General features: G+C 71.9%; 22 protein-coding genes. 15 read left to right on the top strand and 7 right to left on the bottom strand.

The window, feature by feature from the left end; all coding sequences use genetic code 11:
• Nucleotides 1-45: 45 nt before the first annotated feature.
• On the bottom strand, nt 46-2,406 hold the full coding sequence (locus tag ACFZAT_RS09090; protein ID WP_391262246.1) for a helix-hairpin-helix domain-containing protein: 2,361 nt from the start codon (nt 2,404-2,406) through the stop codon (nt 46-48).
• Between the two features lie 152 nt (nt 2,407-2,558).
• The gene (locus ACFZAT_RS09085; protein WP_391262244.1) at nt 2,559-3,416 is read right to left on the bottom strand and encodes a hypothetical protein; all 858 of its coding nucleotides are present in this window, start codon (nt 3,414-3,416) and stop codon (nt 2,559-2,561) included.
• Nucleotides 3,417-3,550: 134 nt separating this feature from the next.
• On the opposite strand from ACFZAT_RS09085, the gene ACFZAT_RS09080 reads away from it, so the two are divergent.
• Nucleotides 3,551-4,516: a DJ-1/PfpI family protein gene (locus tag ACFZAT_RS09080; protein WP_391262242.1), complete on the top strand. Its 966-nt coding sequence runs from the start codon at nt 3,551-3,553 to the stop codon at nt 4,514-4,516.
• A gap of 23 nt (nt 4,517-4,539) precedes the next feature.
• Nucleotides 4,540-5,175 (top strand): DJ-1/PfpI family protein, encoded by a 636-nt coding sequence (locus tag ACFZAT_RS09075; protein WP_391262241.1) that lies wholly within the window; start codon nt 4,540-4,542, stop codon nt 5,173-5,175.
• Here the strand turns inward: ACFZAT_RS09075 and ACFZAT_RS09070 are convergent.
• The gene (locus ACFZAT_RS09070) at nt 5,162-5,923 is read right to left on the bottom strand and encodes an enoyl-CoA hydratase-related protein (protein ID WP_391262240.1); all 762 of its coding nucleotides are present in this window, start codon (nt 5,921-5,923) and stop codon (nt 5,162-5,164) included. The two genes, ACFZAT_RS09075 and ACFZAT_RS09070, sit on opposite strands and share 14 nt — an antisense overlap.
• Nucleotides 5,924-6,001: 78 nt before the next feature.
• Between ACFZAT_RS09070 and ACFZAT_RS09065 the strand changes: the two genes are divergently transcribed.
• Both ACFZAT_RS09065 and ACFZAT_RS09060 read left to right on the top strand, forming a co-directional pair.
• Nucleotides 6,002-6,646, top strand: a complete 645-nt coding sequence (locus ACFZAT_RS09065) for a DUF308 domain-containing protein (RefSeq protein ID WP_391262238.1) — start codon at nt 6,002-6,004, stop codon at nt 6,644-6,646.
• A gap of 133 nt (nt 6,647-6,779) precedes the next feature.
• Nucleotides 6,780-7,235: an ATP-binding protein gene (locus ACFZAT_RS09060; protein ID WP_391262236.1), complete on the top strand. Its 456-nt coding sequence runs from the start codon at nt 6,780-6,782 to the stop codon at nt 7,233-7,235.
• 22 nt (nt 7,236-7,257) lie between these two features.
• Here ACFZAT_RS09060 and idi read toward each other — a convergent pair whose 3' ends face one another.
• The 4 genes from idi to ACFZAT_RS09040 form a co-directional block, all read right to left on the bottom strand.
• Nucleotides 7,258-7,851 (bottom strand): isopentenyl-diphosphate Delta-isomerase, encoded by a 594-nt coding sequence (gene idi / locus ACFZAT_RS09055; protein WP_391262235.1) that lies wholly within the window; start codon nt 7,849-7,851, stop codon nt 7,258-7,260.
• 126 nt (nt 7,852-7,977) lie between these two features.
• The gene (locus ACFZAT_RS09050; protein WP_391262233.1) at nt 7,978-8,493 is read right to left on the bottom strand and encodes a GNAT family N-acetyltransferase; all 516 of its coding nucleotides are present in this window, start codon (nt 8,491-8,493) and stop codon (nt 7,978-7,980) included.
• Nucleotides 8,494-8,585: 92 nt separating this feature from the next.
• Entirely contained in the window at nt 8,586-9,524 is a 939-nt protein-coding gene (locus ACFZAT_RS09045; protein WP_391262231.1) for a cation diffusion facilitator family transporter, read from the bottom strand.
• A gap of 406 nt (nt 9,525-9,930) precedes the next feature.
• Complete coding sequence (locus tag ACFZAT_RS09040; RefSeq protein WP_265539059.1) at nt 9,931-10,065, bottom strand: hypothetical protein; 135 nt, start codon at nt 10,063-10,065, stop codon at nt 9,931-9,933.
• Between ACFZAT_RS09040 and ACFZAT_RS09035 the strand changes: the two genes are divergently transcribed.
• From ACFZAT_RS09035 to ACFZAT_RS08985, 11 genes are all read left to right on the top strand, one after another.
• On the top strand, nt 10,003-11,712 hold the full coding sequence (locus ACFZAT_RS09035) for a DUF5941 domain-containing protein (protein ID WP_391262763.1): 1,710 nt from the start codon (nt 10,003-10,005) through the stop codon (nt 11,710-11,712). The two genes, ACFZAT_RS09040 and ACFZAT_RS09035, sit on opposite strands and share 63 nt — an antisense overlap.
• A complete protein-coding gene (locus ACFZAT_RS09030; RefSeq protein ID WP_391262229.1) occupies nt 11,709-12,446 on the top strand; it encodes a sugar phosphate nucleotidyltransferase in 738 nt (245 codons plus the stop codon). The genes ACFZAT_RS09035 and ACFZAT_RS09030 overlap by 4 nt, the downstream gene beginning before the upstream one ends.
• A complete protein-coding gene (locus ACFZAT_RS09025) occupies nt 12,434-13,495 on the top strand; it encodes an iron-containing alcohol dehydrogenase (RefSeq protein ID WP_391262227.1) in 1,062 nt (353 codons plus the stop codon). The genes ACFZAT_RS09030 and ACFZAT_RS09025 overlap by 13 nt, the downstream gene beginning before the upstream one ends.
• Nucleotides 13,473-14,252, top strand: a complete 780-nt coding sequence (locus ACFZAT_RS09020; RefSeq protein WP_391262225.1) for a CDP-alcohol phosphatidyltransferase family protein — start codon at nt 13,473-13,475, stop codon at nt 14,250-14,252. The genes ACFZAT_RS09025 and ACFZAT_RS09020 overlap by 23 nt, the downstream gene beginning before the upstream one ends.
• A gap of 8 nt (nt 14,253-14,260) precedes the next feature.
• On the top strand, nt 14,261-15,133 hold the full coding sequence (locus tag ACFZAT_RS09015) for a glycosyltransferase (protein WP_391262761.1): 873 nt from the start codon (nt 14,261-14,263) through the stop codon (nt 15,131-15,133).
• A gap of 106 nt (nt 15,134-15,239) precedes the next feature.
• Complete coding sequence (locus ACFZAT_RS09010) at nt 15,240-16,169, top strand: ABC transporter permease (RefSeq protein ID WP_391262223.1); 930 nt, start codon at nt 15,240-15,242, stop codon at nt 16,167-16,169.
• Entirely contained in the window at nt 16,162-16,947 is a 786-nt protein-coding gene (locus tag ACFZAT_RS09005) for an ATP-binding cassette domain-containing protein (RefSeq protein WP_391262221.1), read from the top strand. Before ACFZAT_RS09010 ends, ACFZAT_RS09005 begins: the two co-directional genes overlap by 8 nt.
• Before the next feature lie 441 nt (nt 16,948-17,388).
• Complete coding sequence (hpnC, locus tag ACFZAT_RS09000) at nt 17,389-18,309, top strand: squalene synthase HpnC (RefSeq protein ID WP_391262219.1); 921 nt, start codon at nt 17,389-17,391, stop codon at nt 18,307-18,309.
• A 29-nt stretch (nt 18,310-18,338) separates the two neighbouring features.
• Nucleotides 18,339-19,259, top strand: a complete 921-nt coding sequence (gene hpnD, locus ACFZAT_RS08995; protein ID WP_391262218.1) for a presqualene diphosphate synthase HpnD — start codon at nt 18,339-18,341, stop codon at nt 19,257-19,259.
• A 149-nt stretch (nt 19,260-19,408) separates the two neighbouring features.
• Nucleotides 19,409-20,794, top strand: a complete 1,386-nt coding sequence (hpnE, locus tag ACFZAT_RS08990; protein ID WP_391262216.1) for a hydroxysqualene dehydroxylase HpnE — start codon at nt 19,409-19,411, stop codon at nt 20,792-20,794.
• Complete coding sequence (locus tag ACFZAT_RS08985; protein ID WP_391262214.1) at nt 20,791-21,894, top strand: polyprenyl synthetase family protein; 1,104 nt, start codon at nt 20,791-20,793, stop codon at nt 21,892-21,894. The genes hpnE and ACFZAT_RS08985 overlap by 4 nt, the downstream gene beginning before the upstream one ends.
• Nucleotides 21,895-21,974 lie beyond the last annotated feature (80 nt).

Below are 21,974 nucleotides of genomic sequence, written 5' to 3'. Positions count from 1 at the left end.
GAAGGGGCGGGCAGGGGACAAGGCCGCCCCGCCCGCCCCCGCCCCCTACTCGCCCTTCAACAGCCCCGCCCGCCGCAACGCATCGGCCATCGCCCCACTCGCCGGAGCCGCCGCAGCCGCGGACCGACCGCCGCCGCCCCGGGACTGGCGGCCACCGCCCCCGCCCCCCTGCCGGGGCCGGGGCGGCCGCCCGCCCCGCTCACCCCCGGACGAAGCCCCACGGCCACCCGCCGCCTGCTCGTCGTCCAACCGCAGCGTCAACGAAATCCGCTTCCGCGGAATGTCGACCTCCATCACCTTCACCCGCACCACATCCCCCGGCTTCACCACATCCCGGGGATCCTTCACGAACGTTCGCGACATCGCCGACACATGCACCAGCCCGTCCTGATGCACCCCGACGTCCACGAACGCCCCGAACGCCGCGACGTTCGTCACGACGCCCTCCAGCACCATCCCGGCCTCCAGGTCGCCGATCTTTTCGACGCCCTCCTTGAAGGTGGCGGTCTTGAAGGCGGGGCGCGGGTCGCGCCCGGGCTTCTCCAGCTCCTTCAGGATGTCGCTCACCGTCGGCAGCCCGAACTTCTCGGACACGAACTCGTCCGCCCGCAACGACCGCAGGACACCCGTGTTGCCGATCAGCGCGGCCACGTCGCCGCCGGTCTTCTTCACCATCGCGCGCACCACCGGATACGCCTCCGGGTGCACGCTCGACGCGTCCAACGGGTCGTCGCCGCGGATGCGCAGGAAGCCCGCGCACTGCTCGTACGCCTTCGGACCCAGCCGGGCCACGTCCTTCAGACTCCTCCGCGACTGGAACGGCCCGTTCGCGTCGCGGTGCGCCACGATGTTCTCGGCGAGCCCCGAGCCGATGCCGGAGACCCGGGAGAGCAGCGGCGCTGACGCGGTGTTGACGTCGACGCCGACCCCGTTCACACAGTCCTCCACGACCGCGTCCAGCGACCGCGAGAGCTTCACCTCGGACAGGTCGTGCTGGTACTGCCCGACACCGATCGACTTAGGGTCGATCTTCACCAGCTCGGCCAGCGGGTCCTGGAGCCGGCGTGCGATCGAGACGGCCCCGCGCAACGACACGTCCATGTCGGGAAGTTCCTGCGAGGCGAACGCCGAGGCGGAGTACACCGAGGCGCCCGCCTCCGACACCATCACCTTGGTCAGCTTCAGCTCCGGGTGCTTCGCGCACAGCTCAGCCGCGAGCTTGTCCGTCTCCCGGGACGCCGTGCCGTTGCCGATGGCGATCAGCTCGACCCGGTGCTCGCGGGCCAGCCGTTCCAGCGTGGCGAGGGACTGGTCCCACTTGTTCGCCGGGACGTGCGGGTGGATGACGTCGGTGGCGACGACCTTGCCCGTCGCGTCCACCACGGCGACCTTCACCCCGGTACGGAAGCCGGGGTCGAGTCCCAGCGTGGCCCGCGTCCCGGCCGGCGCGGCGAGCAGCAGATCGCGCAGGTTCGACGCGAACACGCGCACCGCCTCGTCCTCCGCCGCCGTACGCAGCCGCAGCCGCAGGTCGATGCCGAGGTGCACCAGGATCCGGGTCCGCCAGGCCCACCGCACGGTGTCGGCCAGCCACTTGTCGCCGGGGCGCCCCCGGTCGTTGACCCCGAAGCGCCGGGCGACCATGTTCTCGTACGAGGACGGGCCGGGCTCCCCGGACGGCTCCTCCGGCTCCAGGACCAGGTCGAGCACGTCCTCCTTCTCACCCCGGAGCATCGCGAGCACCCGGTGCGAGGGCAGCGCGGTGAACGGCTCGGCGAAGTCGAAGTAGTCCGCGAACTTGGCGCCCGCCTCCTCCTTGCCGTCCCGCACCCGGGCCACCAGCCGCCCGCGCGTCCACATGCGCTCGCGCAGTTCGCCGATGAGGTCGGCGTCCTCCGAGAAGCGCTCGGTGAGGATGGCGCGGGCGCCCTCCAGCGCCGCCGCCGGGTCCGCGACACCCTTGTCCGCGTCCACGAAGGCCGCCGCGGCGGCGAGCGGTTCGACCGAGGGGTCGTCCAGCAGACCGGAGGCGAGCGGTTCGAGGCCGGCCTCCCGGGCGATCTGCGCCTTCGTCCGCCGCTTCGGCTTGAACGGGAGGTAGATGTCCTCCAGGCGCGCCTTCGTATCGGCCGCCCGGATCTGCGCCTCCAGCGCCTCGTCGAGCTTGCCCTGCTCCCGTACGGATTCGAGGACCGCCGTCCGGCGCTCCTCCAGCTCCCGCAGATACCGCAGCCGTTCCTCGAGCGTGCGCAGCTGCGCGTCGTCGAGCATCTCGGTCGCTTCCTTGCGGTAGCGCGCGATGAACGGCACGGTCGACCCGCCGTCGAGCAGCTCGACGGCCGCCTTCACCTGTCGCTCGCGTACGCCGAGTTCCTCGGCGATCCTGCCTTCGATGGACGTCGTCACGGTTCTACCGACTCGCCTTCTCCTGCTGGCTGTGCTGGTCGGGCTCCGGACCGCCGATGGGGCGGCCCCGGAGCCACACGCCCTGCATTGTGCCGGGTGGCCGGGCGCCGTGTCGCCCGGCCACCCCAGGGAACGGCTGCGGTTTTTGCGGGTCAGCCCGTCGCGCTCGCCGGGAAGGCGCCCGCCGCCGCGGCCGTGGCGAGGAAGCCGCGCCCCAGCTCGGTCAGCCGGGCCACACCCGGCCCGCCCAGGTGTTCGTACGGGCCCAGGTCCATCCGGTCCGTGGCCTCCTCCACCTCCTGGCGCAGCGCCGCGCCCTCCTCGGTCAGCTCGCCCTCCGCCGTGAGCAGCCCGCGTCCGCGCAGCCGGTCCGAGGCGTCCTCCCAGTCGGTGCGCCGCCAGCCCCGGCTGGCCAGGATCCAGCGGATCGCCATGCCCTTGCCCGTCGCGGTGTGGCTGACCAGCGCTTCGAGCGGGTCCAGCTCCGCGGTGAGGAGCGCGGCGAGATGGGCGTCGCCCCGGTGCTCGCGCAGCAGCGTCGCCGCGTGCCAGTACGCCAGGTGCGGTTCGCCGGGCACCGGCAGACCGGCGTGCGCGGCGTACAGCGGCCGGGCGTGGCGGGTGCAGCCCTCCGCGGCGCGCAGGGCGAGTCGCGCGGCCTCGGCCATCTCGGGCGAGGCGATGATCTCCTCGCCGAGCAGCCGGCGCAGCGTCGCGTCGGCGGCGCGCAGGCGCGCGTCCAGGACCTTCGCCGGGGAGGCGATGTCCCAGATCGCGGGCACGTGCCGCGCCACGAGCGCGTGGTTGAAGTTGTAGAAGGTCGCGGTCACCGTGTCCGCCCCGACCGCGCCCATCGCGGCGGCGCGGGTGGCGAAGTAGGCGGCGGAGGGATCCTCGATCCCGATCCCGCCGAGCTCCTTGCCGAGATCGGGGGAGAAGTAGAGCGAGGAGTGCAGCGGGTTGAGGGCGTTGTGGCAGCGCCGGCCGGCCCGGGGCGGGAGAGTACTCATACCCGCACGTTACCGACTGGTCGGTACGGGCAGGAACCCCTGGGCCCACGTGAGCTGTGCCGCAACGGGAGATGGCAGGAAAGGTGGGGAACCCGTCATTGCGGCCATTCCGGCGGCCGCCCAGGATGGCGGACATGAAGCAGCGATCCGTGCTCGTCGTCCTCTTCGACGGCATCCAGAGCCTCGACGTCACCGGCCCCATGGAGGTCTTCGCCGGGGCATCCCGCTTCCCCGAGGCCTCGTACGAGCTGCGCACCGCCTCGCTGGACGGCGCCCCGGTCCGCTCCTCCTGCGGCCTCACGCTGGTCCCCGACGGCAGCCTCGCCGACGCCCCGGTGCCCCACACCCTCCTCGTCCCCGGCGGCGGAGGCACCCGCGACCCCGCTCCCGCACTGGTCGACTGGCTGCGCGCGCACGGCCCCCTGCCGGAGCGGCTGGTCTCCGTGTGCAGCGGGGCGCTGCTGCTCGCGGCGGCCGGACTGCTGGACGGGCACCGGGCGACGACGCACTGGAACGTGTGCGAGAAGCTGGCCCGCGAACACCCCGCCGTCGAGGTGGACCCCGAGCCGATCTTCGTACGCGACGGCAGGATCGCCACCTCCGCCGGGGTCACCGCGGGCATCGACCTCGCGCTGGCCCTGGTCGAGGAGGACCACGGACGGGACGTCGCCCTCACCGTCGCCCGGCACCTCGTCGTCTTCCTGCGCAGGCCGGGCGGCCAGTCCCAGTTCAGCGCGCAGCTCAGCGCCCAGACCGCGCGCCGTGAACCGCTGCGCGAGGTGCAGCACTGGATCACCGAGCACCCCGGCGCCGACCTCTCCGTCGAGACCCTGGCCGCCCGCGCCCGCCTCTCGCCACGCCACTTCGCCCGCGCCTTCCAGGCGGAGACGGGCACCACGCCCGGCCGGTACGTCGACCGGGTCCGCCTCGAACACGCCCGCCGCCTCCTGGAGGACACCACCGACGGGGTCGCCGGGATCGCCCGCAGCTGCGGCTACGGCACGCCGGAGGCGATGCGCCGGGCCTTCGTCAAGGCGCTCGGCGCGGGCCCGGCCGAATACCGCCGCCGTTTCGGCTCGCACACCGCAGACCACTCCTGACCCACCCGAGAGACAGGAAGACCATGCAGATCGCCATCGCCCTCTTCGACCGCTTCACGGCGCTGGACGCCGTGGGCCCGTACGAGATCCTGTCCCGCGCCCCCGGCGCCGAGACGGTCTTCGTCGCCGAGCACCCGGGCGCGGTGCGCAACGACAGCGGCTCGCTCGAACTGGTCGCGCACCGCACGTTCGACCAGGTTCCCGCCCCCGACCTGGTGATCGTTCCCGGTGGCCCCGGACAGCACCGGCAGATGGAGAACGAGAACCTGCTCGGCTGGCTCCGCCGCGCGGACGAGGCCACTACCTGGACGGCCTCCGTGTGCAGCGGATCGCTGCTGCTGGCGGCCGCCGGGCTGCTCAGGGGGCGGCGCGCCACCTCGCACTGGCTGGCGCTCGACCAGCTCGGGGAGCACGGCGCCGAGCCCACCGGCGAACGCGTCGTCTTCGACGGCAAGTACGTCACCGCCGCCGGAGTGTCGTCCGGCATCGACATGGGCCTCGCCCTGCTCGGCCGCATCGCCGGCGACCGGACCGCCCAGGCCGTACAGCTCCTCACCGAATACGACCCCCAGCCGCCCTACGACGCGGGGTCGCCGGACAAGGCGCCGGCCGACCTCGTCGAGGAGTGGCGCGACCGGAGCCGGTTCATCCCCCAGTAGGCGTCCAGGTGAAGCGGGGCGCGCGGCGTTCCAGGAAGGCGGCGACCCCCTCCGCGGTGTCGCCGCTGCCCCGCGCCTGCCCGGCCCAGTGCGCGTCCCGGTCCTCGCGCCCGGCCGCGAACTCCTTGGCGGCGGCCTGGGTCAGCCGCGACCGCGACACCAGGGTGCGCAGGTAGGCGGCGACCCGCTCGTCCAGCCCGTCGGCCGGCAGCACCTCGTCCACCAGGCCCGTCCGCAGCGCCCGCTCCGTGTCGATCAGCTCACCGGAGAACAGCAGGTGCTTGGCCGTCGCCGGACCCGTGAGGGCGACGAGCCGGCGGGTGGACGACGCGGGGTACACGATGCCGAGCTTGGCCGGGGTGACCCCGAACAGGGCGCCCTCCGCCGCGAAGCGCAGATCGCAGGCGGCGGCGAGCTGGCTCCCGCCGCCCACGCAGTAGCCGCGCACCGCCGCGAGGGTCGGCAGCGGGAAAGCGGCCAGCGCCTCCTCGGCCGCCACGGCCAGGCTCTGCGGATCGCTCCCGGGGTCCCGGAGCGAGGAGATGTCGGCGCCCGCGCAGAAGGTGCCGCCCGCGCCCGTCAGGACCAGGGCGGCCACGGAAGGGTCGGCCGCCAGCTTGTCGAGCAGGACCGGCAGCGCCTGCCACATGGCGGCCGTCATCGCGTTGCGCTTGGCGGGGTTGCTGATGACGACGGCGGCGACGCCGTCCGCGACGGTGTGCTCCAGACGGGGTTCCGTACGGTCCATGGCCGGATGCTATCCGTGGTGTTCGAACCTACGATCAACAAGGGGCCGCGAAACAGGCACGCACCCGAGGAGCCCCACGTGGACGGTCCCGAACGCGAAGGCAGGAAGCTCCACCGCAGTTTCAGCGGTCTGGCCCTGCTCGGCATTCTGCTCGTCGTCGCCGGTCTGGTCGGCCTCGTCTACACCGGTGTCGCGACGCTCACCTCGATGATCCTCTTCGGCTGGCTGCTGCTCGTCGGCGGTCTGGTCGGACTGCTGCACGCGATCCAGTCGCGCGGCACCAGCTACTTCTGGCTGGGTGTGGTGGTGGCGGCGCTCAACATCGCGGCCGGACTCGTCGTCATCCGCCATCCGCACGGCACCGCCGAGGCGCTGACCATGTTCGCGGCGCTGCTCTTCCTGACCGGCGGGGTCTTCCGGCTCGTCGGCAGCGTCGTGGTGCGCGGGCCGCAGTTCGGCTGGACGCTGCTCCAGGGCGCCTTCGGGCTGCTCCTCGGCCTTCTCGTACTCTTCGACTGGCCGCACAGCAGCCTCTACGTACTCGGCTGCTTCTTCTCGCTGGCCCTGCTCTTCGACGGGCTCGGCCTCATCGCCATCGGCATCGGCGGCCGGCGCATCGTCTCGATGGTCTCCGAGCAGATGACGCCAGGACGAGACAAGGAAGACAAGGGAGAAGGAACGGACCCGCTCGCCCAGGACGGTCAGAAGCGGTCCGAAAACTGACACTCTCGCGTGAATGAAGTCGAGCCCGGTCAATAGGAGTCGACTTCTGTTCAATAGTACGGACCGGAGCAACCTCGCCCGCCACCCTGTACTCGACGTGAAGTCACTTCGAGTGGAGAGCGGGTACCGGACTATGGAGAGCCGCGGGAGCACCCCCGCCCGGCCCGTGCCGTACGAAGGGGTCTGGCGTTTCACCGCCCCGGCCTCGGACGTCTCCGTACCCCGGGCCCGGCACGCCGTACGCGACCTGCTGAAGCGCCAGAACGTGCCGATCGACGACGACATCGCCCAGGGGCTGCTGCTCATCGTCTCCGAGCTGGTGACCAACGCCGTCAAGCACGCCGCGCTGCTCTCGCCCGAGCTCGCCGTGGAGGTGGCCGTGGGCGAGGACTGGGTCAGGGTGTCCGTCGAGGACAACCACCCGTACCGCCCGACCGCCCTGGAAACCGACTACGCGCAGACCGGCGGCCGGGGCCTGTTGCTGGTCCGCGAGATCACCCGGGAAGCGGGCGGCACCTGCGACGTCGAGCACACCGCGGGCGGCGGCAAGGTCATCTGGGCGGCCCTCCCGCTGAGCACCGCCCTCTGACCCCTCCGCCGCCGCGCCGCACTCACCAGCCGGCGTTGTCCCCGGTCAGCTCGCGGATCGCCGGCCGGGCGGCGTCCAGCACGGTCATGAACCACGCGGAGAACGGCTCACGGGCATGCCGCTCGGCCAGCTCCGCCGCCGTCACGAACGCCGTCCCGCCGACCTCCTCCGGATCCGGCCGCAGCCGCTCCTGCGCCAGGCCCACGAAGAGGTGGTTGAACTCCTGCTCGACCAGGCCCGACGCCGGGTCCGGGTGGTTGTAGCGGACGGTGCCCGCCTCGGCCAGCAGCGAGGGCGAGATCCCCAGCTCCTCGTACGTGCGCCGGGCGGCGGCGGCGAAGGGCGCCTCACCCGGGTAGGGGTGGCCGCAGCAGGTGTTGGACCAGACACCGGGGGAGTGGTACTTGCCCAGGGCGCGCTGCTGGAGCAGCAGCCGGCCCTGCTCGTCGAAGAGGAACACGGAGAACGCGCGGTGCAACTGGCCGGGCGCCTGATGGGCGGCGAGCTTCTCCGCCGTACCGATGGTGGTGCCGTTCTCATCGACCAGTTCGAGCATGATCGCGTCCGCTGTGCCGTTCGACGAGGTGTTCGCCGCGGTGACTGGTGTGGTCGGCATACCCATCCTTCGCTGTGGTCCCGGCCCCGTGCAGCCGGTCCCGTCGAGTCCGATCAAGTCTGCCGTACAAAAGCGGCTTGTCCGTACTTAGGGTCCTGGCATGTCCGCCCCGCCCAGGCCGGTCCGTCAGACTCCGAAGGCGGGCGGATACTCAATCGTGCCCATCGGGACGGGCGCGGAATCATCGAGCACCAGCGCCATCATGGCCTCGTCCGGAACCTCGAAGGACGGCCGGATTCCGTAGCGCGAGGCCGGTACGAAACCGAACCTCGGGTAGTACTCCGGGTGCCCGAGCACCAGCACCAGCCGCTCCGCGTACCAGCGCGCGGCCTCCAGCACCGCCCGCACCACGGCTGAGCCCGCCCCCCGGCGCTGGTGCTCCGGAGCGGTGGCGACCGGGGCCAGGGCCAGGGCGGGCACTCCGTCCACCCAGCAGCGGCTGAGCAGGGCGTACGCGGCGATCGAGCCGTCGGGCGATTCGGCGACCCACGAGAGGCCGGGCATCCAGACCAGCGAATCCTTGCGCAGCGTGTCCACGAGCGTGGCCTCCGCCTCCGTCGGGAACGCGGCGGCGTTCACGGCGCGCACGGAGGGGATGTCGGCGGTCATCTCGGGGCGGACGCGCCAGGTGATGTCGGTCAACGTGGGGACCCTCGGGTGGGCGGGCACCGGCCGGCGGGCCGGTTCGTACACGTCCCGGAAACCCTACACCTCGGGCCGCACGCCCCCGGGGCTCAGTGGCAGAGCCTCGCCTCGTGCTCCGCGTGCCCGCTCGGCTCCAGCTGGAAGGTGCAGTGCTCCACGTCGAAGTGGTCGCCCAGGCAGCCCTGGAGCTCGTGCAGCAGCTTCTCGTGGCCGATCGAGTCCAGCAGGTCCTGCTGCACCACCACATGGGCGGAGAGCACCGGCATCCCCGAGGTGATCGTCCAGGCGTGCAGATCGTGGACGTCCAGCACTCCGGGCAGCCCCGTGATGTGGTCGCGTACCTCGTCCATGTCGACGCCCGGCGGAGCCGCCTCCAGGAGCACGTTCAGCGTCTCGCGCAGCAGCCGCACCGTACGCGGGACGATCATCAGCCCGATGACCAGCGAGGCGATGGGGTCCGCCGCCTGCCAGCCCGTCGCCATGACGATCCCCGCCGAGACCAGCACGGTCACCGAGCCCAGCGTGTCCGCCAGCACCTCCAGATAGGCGCCGCGCACATTGAGGCTGTCCTGCTGCCCGCGCATCAGCAGTGACAGCGAGACCGCGTTCGCCACGAGACCCACCAGGGCGAAGGCGATCGTGAGCCCGCCCCGCGTCTCAGCCGGGTCGATGAAGCGCTGCACCGCCTCGAAGAGGAGGTAGCCGCCCACCCCGAGGAGCAGGCAGCAGTTGGCGAGGGCGGCCAGGATCTCGGCTCGGGCGTAGCCGAAGGTGCGGTTCGGGCCGGCCGGCCGGTTGGCGAAGTGGATCGCCAGCAGCGCCAGGCCGAGCCCCAGGGCGTCGGTCGCCATGTGGGCCGCGTCGGCGATCAGCGCGAGGGAGCCGGACAGCACACCGCCGACGACCTCCATGACCGTGACGACCAGGGTGATGCAGAGCGCGATGCGCAGCCGCCCCTTGTGTGCGGCGGCCGCCGTGCCGGTCGGCGCCGGCCCGTGCGTGTGTCCGTGATCGTGCCCTGCCCCCATGGGGACGCCTCCCGGTCGTCTCGCGGACCCGGACTTCCGGCCCGGGCCCTGCCAGTCAACTACGGGTGGGGGGTATCGGGCAACACGGGACTGAACACCGTTGTCATTGCCTCTGACCTGCGGAAACGTATGCAGGTCAGAGCCCTTGTACGGTGCTGGGTGACCCGGTTTTGTCAGGCGGGGCGGCTATCGACAATGATGATCGCGGACGGAGCGCGTGGTCCGGCCCAGCCCGGAACGGGGCACGAACGGGTGGTGAACTCGCGCTTCCGTTCATCCGATAGCCTCTGCCGACATGCCGCCGGCCGCTTCTGGCCGCACTGTCGCGTGCCGATCCGTGTCAGCACCCAAGGAGTGAGTTCGTCTGTCGACCGCCATTCTCACAGGTGCTCCGCTGCCCGGATCGTCACTGGAGGACGATCTGCGGTCGCTGGGCTTCGACGTCCGGGCAGCCGCCGACGTCACCGAAGCGGCCACCCTGCTGGCCGCCGTCCCGGCGGCCCACCGCGTCGCCCTGGTCGACCCCCGCTTCGTCGGCCACCGCCACGCCCTGCGGCTCGCCCTGACCGACCCGCGCTTCCCCGCCGCGGCGGTGCCCGGCGCCCTCACCGCACAGGCCGAGGCCCGCCCCGCCCTGGTCGGCGCCCTGCGCGCCACCACCGACGCGGTCGGCGCCGGAGTGCCCGCGGGCGGCACCGCCACGGTCACCGACCGCACGGTGCCCGGCAGGCTCGCGGCGGCCATGGAGGCCGGGGGCACCGAGGTGCAGCGCCCCGAGCTGGGCTCGCTCGTCGCCACCGTGCCCACCGACGAGACCGCCCGCGCCGCCGCCCGTACGGACGTCGAGGCCGTGGACGACGAGGCGGTCCGGCTGCGCAGCGCGGTGAAGGCCCGCGACGGCTTCTTCACCACCCACTTCATCAGCCCGTACTCGCGCTACATCGCCCGCTGGTGCGCGCGCCGGGGCCTCACTCCGAACCAGGTCACCACCGCGTCCCTGCTCACCGCGCTGATAGCGGCCGGCTGCGCGGCCACCGGCACCCGGGGCGGCTATGTCGCAGCGGGCGTCCTGCTCCTGTTCTCCTTCGTCCTGGACTGCACCGACGGGCAGCTCGCCCGCTACTCGCTCCAGTACTCCACGATGGGCGCCTGGCTGGACGCCACCTTCGACCGCGCCAAGGAGTACGCCTACTACGCGGGCCTCGCCCTCGGCGCCGCCCGCAACGGCGACGACGTCTGGGCGCTGGCGCTCGGCGCGATGGTCCTCCAGTCGTGCCGCCACATCATCGACTTCTCGTTCAACGAGGCGAATCACGACGCGGTGGCGAACAGCAGCCCCACGGCGGCCCTCTCCGACAAGCTCGACAGCGTCGGCTGGACGGTCTGGCTGCGCCGCATGATCGTGCTCCCGATCGGCGAGCGCTGGGCGATGATCGCCGTCCTGACCGCGGTCACCACCCCGCGCATCGTCTTCTACGCCCTGCTCATCGGCTGCGCCTTCGCCGCCTGCTACACCACCGCGGGCCGCCTCCTGCGCTCCCTGACCCGCAAGGCGCGGCGCACCGACCGCGCCGCCCAGGCCCTCGCCGACCTCGCGGACTCCGGCCCGATCGCCCAGCTGATCGCCGCCCGGGGCCCCAGGATCGGCGGTGCCTGGACCGCCCCCGCGGTCGCCCTCGTCGGCACCGGTGCACTGATCGCCGCCGCGCTCCAGCAGCCCTTCGGCAGCCGCCAGACGATCATCGCCGCCGTCTTCTACGCGGTCTGCTCCGGCATAGCCGTGGCCCGCCCCCTCAAGGGCGCACTCGACTGGCTCGTTCCCCCGGTCTTCCGGGCCGCCGAGTACTGCACGGTCCTGATCCTGGCCGCCCGCAGCGACATCGACGGGGCGCTCCCCGCGGCCTTCGGACTGGTCTCGGCCGTCGCCTACCATCACTACGACACGGTGTACCGCATCCGAGGCGGCACCGGCGCCCCGCCCCAGTGGCTGGTGCGCACGATCGGCGGACACGAGGGCCGGACCCTGGTCGTGGCCGTGCTCGCCGCCGCACTCACCGAAGCCTCCGGTTTCACCACGGCGCTCACCGTGCTCGCCGTGGCCGTGGCAGTGATCGTGCTGGTGGAGTCCATCCGCTTCTGGGTGTCCTCCGGGGCGCCCGCCGTTCACGACGAAGGAGAACCCGCATGATCGGCCTCGTACTGGCAGCCGGCGCAGGACGGCGCCTGCGCCCCTACACCGACACGCTGCCCAAGGCGCTCGTGCCGGTGGACGGCGACAAGACGGTCCTCGACCTCACGCTGGCCAACTTCGCCGAGATCGGGCTCACCGAGGTCGCGATCGTCGTCGGCTACCGCAAGGAGGCCGTCTACGCCCGCAAGGAGGAGCTGGAGGCCACGTACGGCCTGAAGCTCACCCTCGTCGACAACGACAAGGCCGAGGAGTGGAACAACGCCTACTCCCTGTGGTGCGCCCGTGAGGAGCTGAAGCGCGGGGTGCTCCTCGCCAACGGCGACACCGTCCACCCGGTCTCCGTCGAGAAGACCCTGCTGGCCGCGCGCGGTCAGGGCCAGAAGATCATCCTCGCCCTCGACACGGTGAAGAACCTCGCCGACGAGGAGATGAAGGTCGTCGCCGAGGACGGCAAGGGCGTCCGCCGGATCACCAAGCTGATGGACCCGGCCGAGGCCACCGGTGAGTACATCGGCGTCACCCTCATCGAGGCCGAGGCCGCCGAGGAACTCGCAGACGCGCTGAAGGCCACCTTCGAGCGCGACCCGGACCTCTACTACGAGGACGGCTACCAGGAGCTCGTCAACCGCGGCTTCACCGTGGACGTCGCCCCCATCGGTGACGTGAGCTGGGTCGAGATCGACAATCACGACGACCTCGCGAAGGGCCGGGAGATCGCGTGCCGGTACTGACCCGACTCATCCCGTCCCCGGTCTTCGTCGACATCAGCCGGGGGGCCATGCACGACCTGGCAGGCCTCCTCGCCGACCAGCGGATCTCCGCCTCCGGCAAGCTCGCCATCGCGATCAGCGGCGGCTCCGGCCTCGCCCTGCGCGAGAAGCTGGCCCCGGCCCTGCCGGGCGCCGACTGGTACTGCGTCGCCGGCGGCAACATCGACGCGGCGGTGCAGCTGGCCGACGACATCAAGGGCAAGCGCTACGACGCCGTGGTCGGCCTCGGCGGCGGCAAGATCATCGACGTGGCGAAGTACGCCGCGGCCCGGGTCGGCCTGCCGCTGGTCTCGGTCGCCACGAACCTCGCCCACGACGGCCTCTGCTCGCCCGTCGCCACCCTGGACAACGACAACGGCCGGGGCTCCTACGGCGTCCCCATGCCCATCGCCATGGTGATCGACCTGTCGGTGATCCGTACCGCCCCCGACCGCTTCGTCCGGTCCGGGATCGGCGACGCGATCTCCAACATCTCCGCCATCGCCGACTGGGAGCTCTCGCACCAGGTCAACGGCGAACAGATCGACGGACTCGCCGCCGCCATGGCCCGTACCGCCGGCGAAGCCGTCCTGCGCCACCCCGGCACCGTCGCCGACGACGAGTTCCTCACCGTCCTCGCCGAGTCGCTGGTGCTCTCCGGGATCGCCATCTCGATCAGCGGCGACACCAGGCCCTCGTCCGGCGCCTGCCACGAGATCAGCCACGCGTTCGACCTGCTCTTCCCGAAGCGGGCCGCCAGCCACGGCGAGCAGGTCGGCCTGGGCGCCGCCTTCGCCATGCACCTGCGCGGGGCCGTGGACGAGTCCGGTCTCTTCGCCGAGGTGCTGCGCAGGCACGGCCTGCCGGTCACGCCCGAGGAGATCGGCTTCACCGCCGACGAATTCGTCCAGGCCGTCGAGTACGCCCCCCAGACCCGCCCGGGACGCTTCACGGTCCTGGAACACCTCAGCCTCTCCACCGACCAGATCAGGGACGCGTACGCCGACTATGCCAAGACCATCAGTAGCTGAACTCCGCCCGGTCGTTCACCCGCCGGGCGTCAAGGACCGGCGCAGCGGTGAGCACTGGGCGGGCCGGATATACATGCGCGAGGTCTCCCTGCGCATCGACCGGTACCTGGTGAACACCAAGGTCACGCCCAACCAGCTGACCTACCTGATGACGCTGGCCGGTGTGCTCGCCGCCCCCGCGCTGCTCGTCCCGGGCATCTGGGGCGCGGTGCTCGGCGTCGTCATGGTCCAGCTGTACCTGCTGCTCGACTGCGTGGACGGCGAGATCGCGCGCTGGAAGAAGCAGTTCTCGCTCGGCGGCGTCTACCTCGACCGGGTCGGCGCCTACCTCTGCGACGCGGCCGTGCTCGTCGGCTTCGGCCTGCGCGCCGCCGACCTGTGGGGCACCGGCCGCATCGACTGGCTGTGGGCCTTCCTCGGCACGCTCGCCGCGCTCGGCGCGATCCTGATCAAGGCCGAGACGGACCTGGTCGGCGTCGCCCGCCACCAGGGCGGACTGCCGCCCGTGCAGGAGTCCGCGTCCGAGCCGCGCTCCTCCGGCATGGCGTTCGCCCGCCGGGCCGCCGGAGCGCTCAAGTTCCACCGGCTCATCCTGTGCGTCGAGGCGTCCCTGGTCATCCTGGTCGCCGCCGTCCTGGACGAGGTGCGGGACGACTTCTTCTTCAGCCGCCTCGCGGTCGCGGTCCTGGCGGGCATCGCCCTGCTCCAGACCCTGCTGCACCTCGTGTCGGTCCTGGCATCGAGCAGGCTGAAGTGAGCACACCCATGAAACTCGGCGCGGTCATCATCACCATGGGCAACCGCCCGGCCGAGCTGCGCGCCCTGCTCGATTCGGTCGCCGCCCAGGAGGGCGACCGGATCGAGGTGGTCGTCGTCGGCAACGGCTCGCCCGTCCCCGACGTCCCCGCGGGCGTCCGCACCGTCGAGCTGCCCGAGAACCTGGGCATCCCCGGCGGCCGGAACGTCGGCATCGAGGCGTTCGGGCCCTCCGGCGCCGACGTGGACGCCCTGCTCTTCCTCGACGACGACGGGCTGCTGCCCCTCACCGACACCGCGGAGCTGTGCCGGAAGGCGTTCGCCGAGGACCCCCGGCTGGGCATCATCAGCTTCCGCATCGCGGACCCCGAGACCGGGGTCACCCAGCGCCGGCACGTGCCCCGGCTGCGCGCCGCCGACCCGATGCGCTCGTCCCGCGTGACGACGTTCCTGGGCGGCGCCAACGCGGTGCGCACCCGGGTGCTGGCCGAGGTCGGCCCGCTGCCGGGCGACTTCTTCTACGCGCACGAGGAGACGGACCTCGCCTGGCGGGCGCTGGACGCCGGCTGGCTGATCGACTACCGCGCGGACATGGTGCTGCACCACCCCACCACGGCCCCGTCCCGCCATGCCGTCTACCACCGCATGGTGGCCCGCAACCGGGTCTGGCTGGCCCGGCGCAACCTCCCCGCGCCCCTCGTCCCGGTGTACCTGGGGGTGTGGATGGCTCTGACCCTGCTGCGCAGGCCGTCCGGCGAGGCGCTGAAGGCATGGTTCGGCGGATTCCGGGAGGGCTGGCGGACGCCCTGTGGACCGCGCCGCCCGATGAAGTGGCGTACGGTGTGGCGACTGACCAGGCTGGGCCGCCCTCCGGTCATCTGAGATGCTCCCTCTGGGAGCATGAGGCGTATTTTTTCTTGACGGGACCTGTCCGCCCTGAGCCGCGCCCGCGACTGGCTGCGCATTTCGAATACGAGAGTTTCTTCTGGTGAGTGACACAACCCATGGCGGCGCGGTTGCGGTGAGCAGCCGGCCATCAGCCGACGACGGCCTGAGCGCGGCCGAGCTGGCCGCGAAGTACGGCCTTGCGGTCAGCGGTGCCCGGCCCGGACTCCTCGAGTACGTGCGCCAGCTCCAGGGGCGACGCCATTTCATCCTGGCGTTCTCCCGGGCCAAGCTGACCGCCCAGTACAGCCAGGCGAAGCTGGGCCAGCTGTGGCAGGTGGCGACCCCGCTCCTGAACGCGGCGGTCTACTTCCTCATCTTCGGGCTGATCCTCGGCACGAAGAAGGGGATACCGCAGGAGGTCTTCATCCCGTTCCTGGTGACCGGGGTGTTCGTCTTCACCTTCACGCAGAGCTCCGTGATGGCCGGCGTACGCGCGATCTCCGGGAACCTCGGCCTGGTCAGGGCCCTGCACTTCCCGCGCGCCTCGCTGCCCATCTCCTTCTCGCTCCAGCAGCTCCAGCAGCTGCTGTACTCCATGATCGTGCTGATCGCGGTCACGGTCGGATTCGGCAGCTACCCCAGGCTCTCCTGGCTGCTGGTGATCCCCGCCCTGGCGATGCAGTTCCTCTTCAACACCGGACTGGCGCTGGCCATGGCCAGGATGGGCGCCAAGACCCCCGACCTGGCGCAGCTGATGCCGTTCGTCATGCGCACCTGGATGTACGCCTCCGGGGTCATGTTCTCCATCCCGGTGATGCTCGCGGACAAGCCGGCCTGGATCACCGACGTGCTCCAGTACAACCCGGCGGCCATCTACATGGACCTGGTCAGGTTCGCCCTGATCGACGGATACGGCTCCGAGAACCTGCCGGACCACGTCTGGGCGGTCGCCCTCGCCTGGTCGATCGTGGTGGGCATCGTGGGCTTCGTGTACTTCTGGAAGGCAGAGGAACGGTACGGCCGTGGCTGACGACAACACCGCGGGGCGCGTCCCCACCGTGATCGCCGACGACGTGCACATCGTGTACCGGGTCAACGGCGGCGGCGGTGGCAAGGGCAGCGCCACCGCCGCACTGAGCCGGATCCTGCGCCGCGAGAAGGGCGAGGAGCGCGGGGTGCGCAAGGTGCACGCCGTGCGCGGGGTCACCTTCACCGCCTACCGGGGCGAGGCGATCGGGCTCATCGGTACGAACGGCTCCGGCAAGTCGACGCTGCTGCGCGCCATCGCCGGCCTCCTGCCGACGGAGAGCGGCAGCGTCTACACGGACGGCCAGCCCTCGCTGCTCGGCGTCAACGCCGCGCTGATGAGCGACCTGACGGGCGAGCGCAACGTGGTGCTCGGCGGCCTCGCGATGGGCATGAGCCGCGAGGAGATCCGCGAGCGCTACGACGACATCGTGGAGTTCTCCGGCATCAACGACAAGGGCGACTTCATCACCCTGCCGATGCGCACCTACTCCTCCGGTATGGCCGCCCGCCTCCGCTTCTCCATCGCGGCCGCCAAGAACCACGACGTCCTCATGATCGACGAGGCACTGGCCACCGGTGACCGCAAGTTCCAGATCCGCTCCGAGGCGCGCATTAGGGAGCTGCGCAAGGAGGCCGGCACGGTCTTCCTGGTCAGCCACAGCAACAAGTCGATCCGGGACACCTGCAACCGGGTGCTGTGGCTGGAGAAGGGCGAGCTCCTGATGGACGGCCCGACCGAGGAGGTCCTGCGGGCCTACGAACGGGAGACCGGAAAGTAGGACGCCCCGCGTCGCACCGCGCACGGCCCCCGCCGGATCCTTCCGGCGGGGGCCGTGCGCGTGTCCGGACCGCGGACCGGAGCCCGGACATCCGCGCCTCGTCGTACGGCGGCCTTCGCGATCTCCTCCCGCCGGATGACGTGAACGCGCTCCGGCGGGGGGAAAGTTGACGCGGACCCCGGGGCGGGTGCCGCACGGCCCGTACCCCGGCGTTTGGATGAGCGTTGTACAACGTAAGCTGTACCGGTGCTGATTCGCCGCAAGTGGGGCGATACCGCCTGGGGGGACGGTCAAGAGTCGTCCTCGGCACTCGGAAGGGCGGGCGGCGTGTCCGGAATGGGGTATTTTGGGTCAGCAGTGTAGAACGGGAGTTGTGACGGCTATGACGGAAGATCTCCCGCTCCGAGGTGCTCACGCCGTCCCCGCGCAGGGCGGTTCGCAGTGACCCGTACCCGGCAGGCGCGGCTCGATACCGCCGCATCCGGAACCCTCGACAAGGCAGCCCACGAGAACTTTCCGGTCGCCCCGTTCTTCCTGCCGCGCGCCTGGCGCGACGACCTGATGGCCGTCTACGGCTTCGCCCGCCTCGTGGACGACATCGGCGACGGTGACCTCGCCCCCGGCGGCGCCGACGCCGTGTACCTCGGACTCGACCCGGCCCAGAGCGACGACCGGCTCGCGATGCTCGACGCGCTCGAGAGCGATCTGCACCGCGTCTTCGCGACCACCGGCGAGACCCCGCACCATCCGTTGATGCAGGCGCTGCGCCCCACGGCCCGGCGCCGCGCGCTCACCCCCGAGCCGTTCATCGGCCTCATCGAGGCCAACCGGCAGGACCAGAAGGTCCGCCGCTACGGCACGTACGAGGAACTGCTCGCCTACTGCGAGCTCTCCGCCAACCCCGTCGGCCGCCTCGTCCTCCAGCTCACCGGCACCGCCAGCCCCGAACGGCTGCGCCGCTCCGACGCCGTGTGCACCGCCCTGCAGATCGTGGAGCACCTCCAGGACGTCGCCGAGGACCTCGGCCGCGACCGCGTCTATCTTCCGGCCGAGGACATGGCCCGGTTCCACGTCGGCGAGACCGACCTCGCGGCGCCCACCGCGAATGCGTCGGTCCGCTCCCTGATCGCGTACGAAGCGGAACGCGCCCGGGATCTGCTGAATGAAGGCACCCCCCTGGTGGGTAGCGTCCACGGCAGGCTCAGGCTGCTTCTCGCCGGATTCGTGGGAGGAGGACGCGCCGCCCTCACCGCGATCGCGGCCGCCGGTTTCGACGTACTGCCCGGACCGCCCGGACCCACCAAGCCCAGCCTGCTGCGCGAAGTGGGAGTTGTCTTGCGAAAAGCGCGGAGAGAGGGGTGAGCCGGACCGTGGAGGGACAGACGACGTACATGTCGGCACCGGTACAGGCCGCTTACAGTTACTGCGAGGCCGTCACCGGACAGCAGGCGCGTAACTTCGCGTACGGCATCAGGCTGCTGCCGGCCGAGAAGCGGCAGGCCATGTCGGCCCTGTACGCCCTCTCCCGTCGCGTGGACGACATCGGTGACGGCGAACTGGAGCCGGAGACCAAGCGCGTCCGCCTGGAGAGCACCCGTACCCTGCTCGACCGCGTCCGCGTCGGCAAGGTCGAGGAGGACGACACCGACCCGGTCGCCGTCGCGCTCGCCGACGCCGCCCGCCGGTTCCCGCTGCCGCTCGACGGGCTCGACGAGCTCATCGACGGTGTCCTGATGGACGTGGACGGCGCCGTCTACGAGACCTGGGACGACCTCAAGGTCTACTGCCGGTGTGTCGCGGGCGCCATCGGGCGCCTCAGCCTCGGTGTGTTCGGTACGGAGCCCGGAGCCCCCGGCGCCGAGCGCGCCCCCGAGTACGCCGACACGCTCGGCCTCGCCCTCCAGCTGACGAACATCCTGCGCGACGTCCGCGAGGACGCGGGCAACGGCCGCACCTACCTCCCCGCCGACGACCTCGCCAAGTTCGGCTGCTCCGCGGGCTTCCAGCGGGCCACCCCGCCGCCCGGCTCCGACTTCGCGGGCCTCGTCCACTTCGAGGTCCGGCGCGCCCGCGCCCTGTTCGCCGAGGGCTACCGCCTCCTCCCGATGCTCGACCGGCGCAGCGGCGCCTGCGTGGCGGCCATGGCCGGCATCTACCGCAGGCTCCTCGACCGCATCGAGCGCGACCCCGAGGCGGTGCTGCGCGGCCGGGTCTCGCTCCCAGGCCACGAGAAGGCGTACGTCGCGGTGCGCGGCCTGTCCGGTCTCGACGCCCGGCACATCTCACGGCGCACGGCCAGAGGGCGTGTCTGAATGCGCCTCAAGTACATCTCGCGCACCATGTGCATCAAGGAAGAACGCGGCGCCCGCCGGGCAACCCCCGGCCGGGCGGCCGCGTCCCTGTCTGGGCAGGACCGGTCCGAGCAGGCCCGACGGGCGAGCAGCCGGCGAGAGGGGGACGGATGAAAGACGACGCGCCGCGTTCCCGCGCGGTCGTGATCGGCGGCGGTCTCGCCGGTGTCACGGCGGCCCTCCGCCTGGCCGACGCCGGGCTTGACGTGACCCTGCTCGAAGGGCGGCCCCGGCTCGGCGGTCTCGCCTTCTCCTTCCGCCGGGGCGAGCTGACGGTCGACAACGGCCAGCACGTCTACCTGCGCTGCTGCACCGCCTACCGCTGGTTCCTCGACCGCGTCGACGGCGCCCGCCTCGCCCCGCTGCAAAACCGTTTGGACGTGCCCGTTCTGGACGTCGGGCGGCCCGCCGGCCCCCGGCTCGGACGGCTGCGCCGCAACGCGCTGCCGGTCCCGCTGCACCTCGCGGCCGGCCTCGCCGGATACCCGCACCTCTCGCTCGCCGAACGCGCCGGAGTCGCCCGCGCCGCGCTCGCCCTCGGCCGGCTCGACCCGGACGACCCGGCGCTCGACGCCGAGGACTTCGGCAGCTGGCTCGCCCGGCACGGCCAGTCGCCGCGCACCATCGAGGCGCTGTGGGACCTCGTCGGTGTCGCCACCCTCAACGCCACCGCGCCGAACGCCTCGCTCGGGCTCGCCGCGAAGGTCTTCAAGACCGGGTTGCTCTCCGAACCGGGAGCCGCCGACATCGGCTGGGCCGCCGTACCGCTCGGCGACATCCACGACACGATGAGCCGCAAGGCCCTCGACTCCGCGGGCGTCCGCACCGAACTGCGCACCAAGGCCCACGGCCTCGCCCGCACCGAGGACGGGCACTGGCTGGTGGACACCGGCGCCGAACGGATCGAGGCGGACACCGTCGTGCTGGCCGTGCCGCAGCGCGAGACCCACGACCTGCTGCCCGAGGGCGCGCTCGACGCACCGGACAAGCTCCTGGAGATCGGTACGTCCCCGATCCTCAACGTGCACGTCGTCTACGACCGCAAGGTGCTGAAGCGGCCCTTCTTCGCCGCGCTCGGCTCACCGGTCCAGTGGGTCTTCGACCGCACCGACGCGTCCGGGCTCACCGGACCCGGGCAGTACCTCGCGGTCTCCCAGTCCGCGGCCGGCGAGGAGATCGACCTGCCCGTCGCCGGGCTGCGCGCCCGCTACCTGCCCGAGCTGGAACGGCTGCTGCCCGCCGCCCGAGGCGCCGGCATCCGGGACTTCTTCGTCACCCGCGAGCGCACCGCGACCTTCGCGCCCGCGCCCGGCGTCGGCCGGCTGCGGCCCGGGACGCTCACCCGCGCCCCCGGACTCTTCCTGGCTGGCGCCTGGACCGCCACCGGCTGGCCCGCCACGATGGAGGGCGCGGTCCGCAGTGGCGCGGGTGCCGCGGACGCCGCGCTCCTGGCGCTCGGCCGCCCCCAAGAACATCCGCTGCAGGAGGCGGCATGAGCAGTACCACCGGAACAAGAGGAGAGTCAGTGACCCCGGCGAATCCGGCTTCCGACACCGTGGCGGACACCACGGACGTCACCGCGCTTCTGGAGCGCGGACGGGCCCTTTCCACGCCGGTGCTCCGGGCCGCCGTCGACCGGCTCGCACCGCCCATGGACACCGTGGCCGCCTACCACTTCGGCTGGATCGACGCCCAGGGCAGGCCCGCCGACGGTGACGGCGGCAAGGCCGTCCGCCCGGCGCTGGCCCTGCTGTCCGCCGAGGCGGCCGGCGCAGCGGCGGAGGCCGGTATCCCCGGTGCCGTCGCCGTCGAACTCGTGCACAACTTCTCGCTGCTGCACGACGACCTGATGGACGGCGACGAACAGCGGCGCCACCGCGACACCGTATGGAAGGTGCACGGCCCCGCCCAGGCGATCCTGGTCGGCGACGCCCTGTTCGGCCTGGCCTACGACATACTGCTGGAGCTCGGCACGGCCGAGGCCGGCCGGGCGGCCCGGCGGCTGACCACGGCGACCCGCAAGCTCATCGACGGGCAGGCCCAGGACATCTCCTACGAGCACCGCGAGCGCGTCACCGTCGAGGAGTGCCTGGAGATGGAGGGCAACAAGACCGGCGCCCTCCTCGCCTGCGCCTGCTCCATCGGCGCGGTGCTCGGCGGCGCCGACGACCGCACCGCCGACGTCCTGGAGGCGTACGGCCACCACCTCGGGCTCGCCTTCCAGGCGGTCGACGACCTGCTCGGCATCTGGGGCGACCCCGAGTCCACCGGCAAGCAGACCTGGAGCGATCTGCGCCAGCGCAAGAAGTCCCTGCCGGTCGTCGCCGCCCTCGCCGCGGGCGGACCGGCCTCCGAGCGCCTCGGCGAGCTGCTCGCCGCCGACGCCAAGAGCAACGACTTCGACAGCTTCTCCGAGGAGGAGTTCGCCGCCCGTGCGGCGCTCATCGAGGAGGCGGGCGGTCGCGAGTGGACCGCCCAGGAGGCGCGTCGTCAGCATGCGGTCGCCATAGAGGTGCTGCACGGTGTCGACATGCCGGAACCCGTGCGGGCGCAGCTCACCGCGCTCGCGGACTTCGTCGTCGTACGAAAGAGATGATCACTATCTGGTCCATATGACTCGCAGTCGCCGGCCGGCGCCCCCACGGGCGCCGGCCGACGGAGACCCCAGCACAGCAG

This window comes from Streptomyces sp. NPDC008163 (genome assembly GCF_042956885.1).
GTDB lineage: Bacteria > Actinomycetota > Actinomycetes > Streptomycetales > Streptomycetaceae > Streptomyces > Streptomyces drozdowiczii_A.
This window is presented reverse-complemented; position numbering and strand designations above follow the sequence as displayed.

What these genes read in the sequence shown, in the direction of transcription:
- hpnE (WP_391262216.1), top strand. Translation starts at nt 19,409, where the DNA reads ATGAAAGACGACGCGCCGCGTTCCCGCGCGGTCGTGATCGGCGGCGGT.
- ACFZAT_RS09020 (WP_391262225.1), top strand. Translation starts at nt 13,473, where the DNA reads ATGCCAAGACCATCAGTAGCTGAACTCCGCCCGGTCGTTCACCCGCCG.
- ACFZAT_RS09080 (WP_391262242.1), top strand. Translation starts at nt 3,551, where the DNA reads ATGAAGCAGCGATCCGTGCTCGTCGTCCTCTTCGACGGCATCCAGAGC.
- ACFZAT_RS09045 (WP_391262231.1), bottom strand. Translation starts at nt 9,524, where the DNA reads ATGGGGGCAGGGCACGATCACGGACACACGCACGGGCCGGCGCCGACC.
- ACFZAT_RS09085 (WP_391262244.1), bottom strand. Translation starts at nt 3,416, where the DNA reads ATGAGTACTCTCCCGCCCCGGGCCGGCCGGCGCTGCCACAACGCCCTC.
- ACFZAT_RS09015 (WP_391262761.1), top strand. Translation starts at nt 14,261, where the DNA reads ATGAAACTCGGCGCGGTCATCATCACCATGGGCAACCGCCCGGCCGAG.
- ACFZAT_RS09060 (WP_391262236.1), top strand. Translation starts at nt 6,780, where the DNA reads ATGGAGAGCCGCGGGAGCACCCCCGCCCGGCCCGTGCCGTACGAAGGG.
- idi (WP_391262235.1), bottom strand. Translation starts at nt 7,851, where the DNA reads ATGCCGACCACACCAGTCACCGCGGCGAACACCTCGTCGAACGGCACA.
- ACFZAT_RS09030 (WP_391262229.1), top strand. Translation starts at nt 11,709, where the DNA reads ATGATCGGCCTCGTACTGGCAGCCGGCGCAGGACGGCGCCTGCGCCCC.
- ACFZAT_RS08985 (WP_391262214.1), top strand. Translation starts at nt 20,791, where the DNA reads ATGAGCAGTACCACCGGAACAAGAGGAGAGTCAGTGACCCCGGCGAAT.
- ACFZAT_RS09075 (WP_391262241.1), top strand. Translation starts at nt 4,540, where the DNA reads ATGCAGATCGCCATCGCCCTCTTCGACCGCTTCACGGCGCTGGACGCC.
- ACFZAT_RS09070 (WP_391262240.1), bottom strand. Translation starts at nt 5,923, where the DNA reads ATGGACCGTACGGAACCCCGTCTGGAGCACACCGTCGCGGACGGCGTC.
- hpnD (WP_391262218.1), top strand. Translation starts at nt 18,339, where the DNA reads ATGTCGGCACCGGTACAGGCCGCTTACAGTTACTGCGAGGCCGTCACC.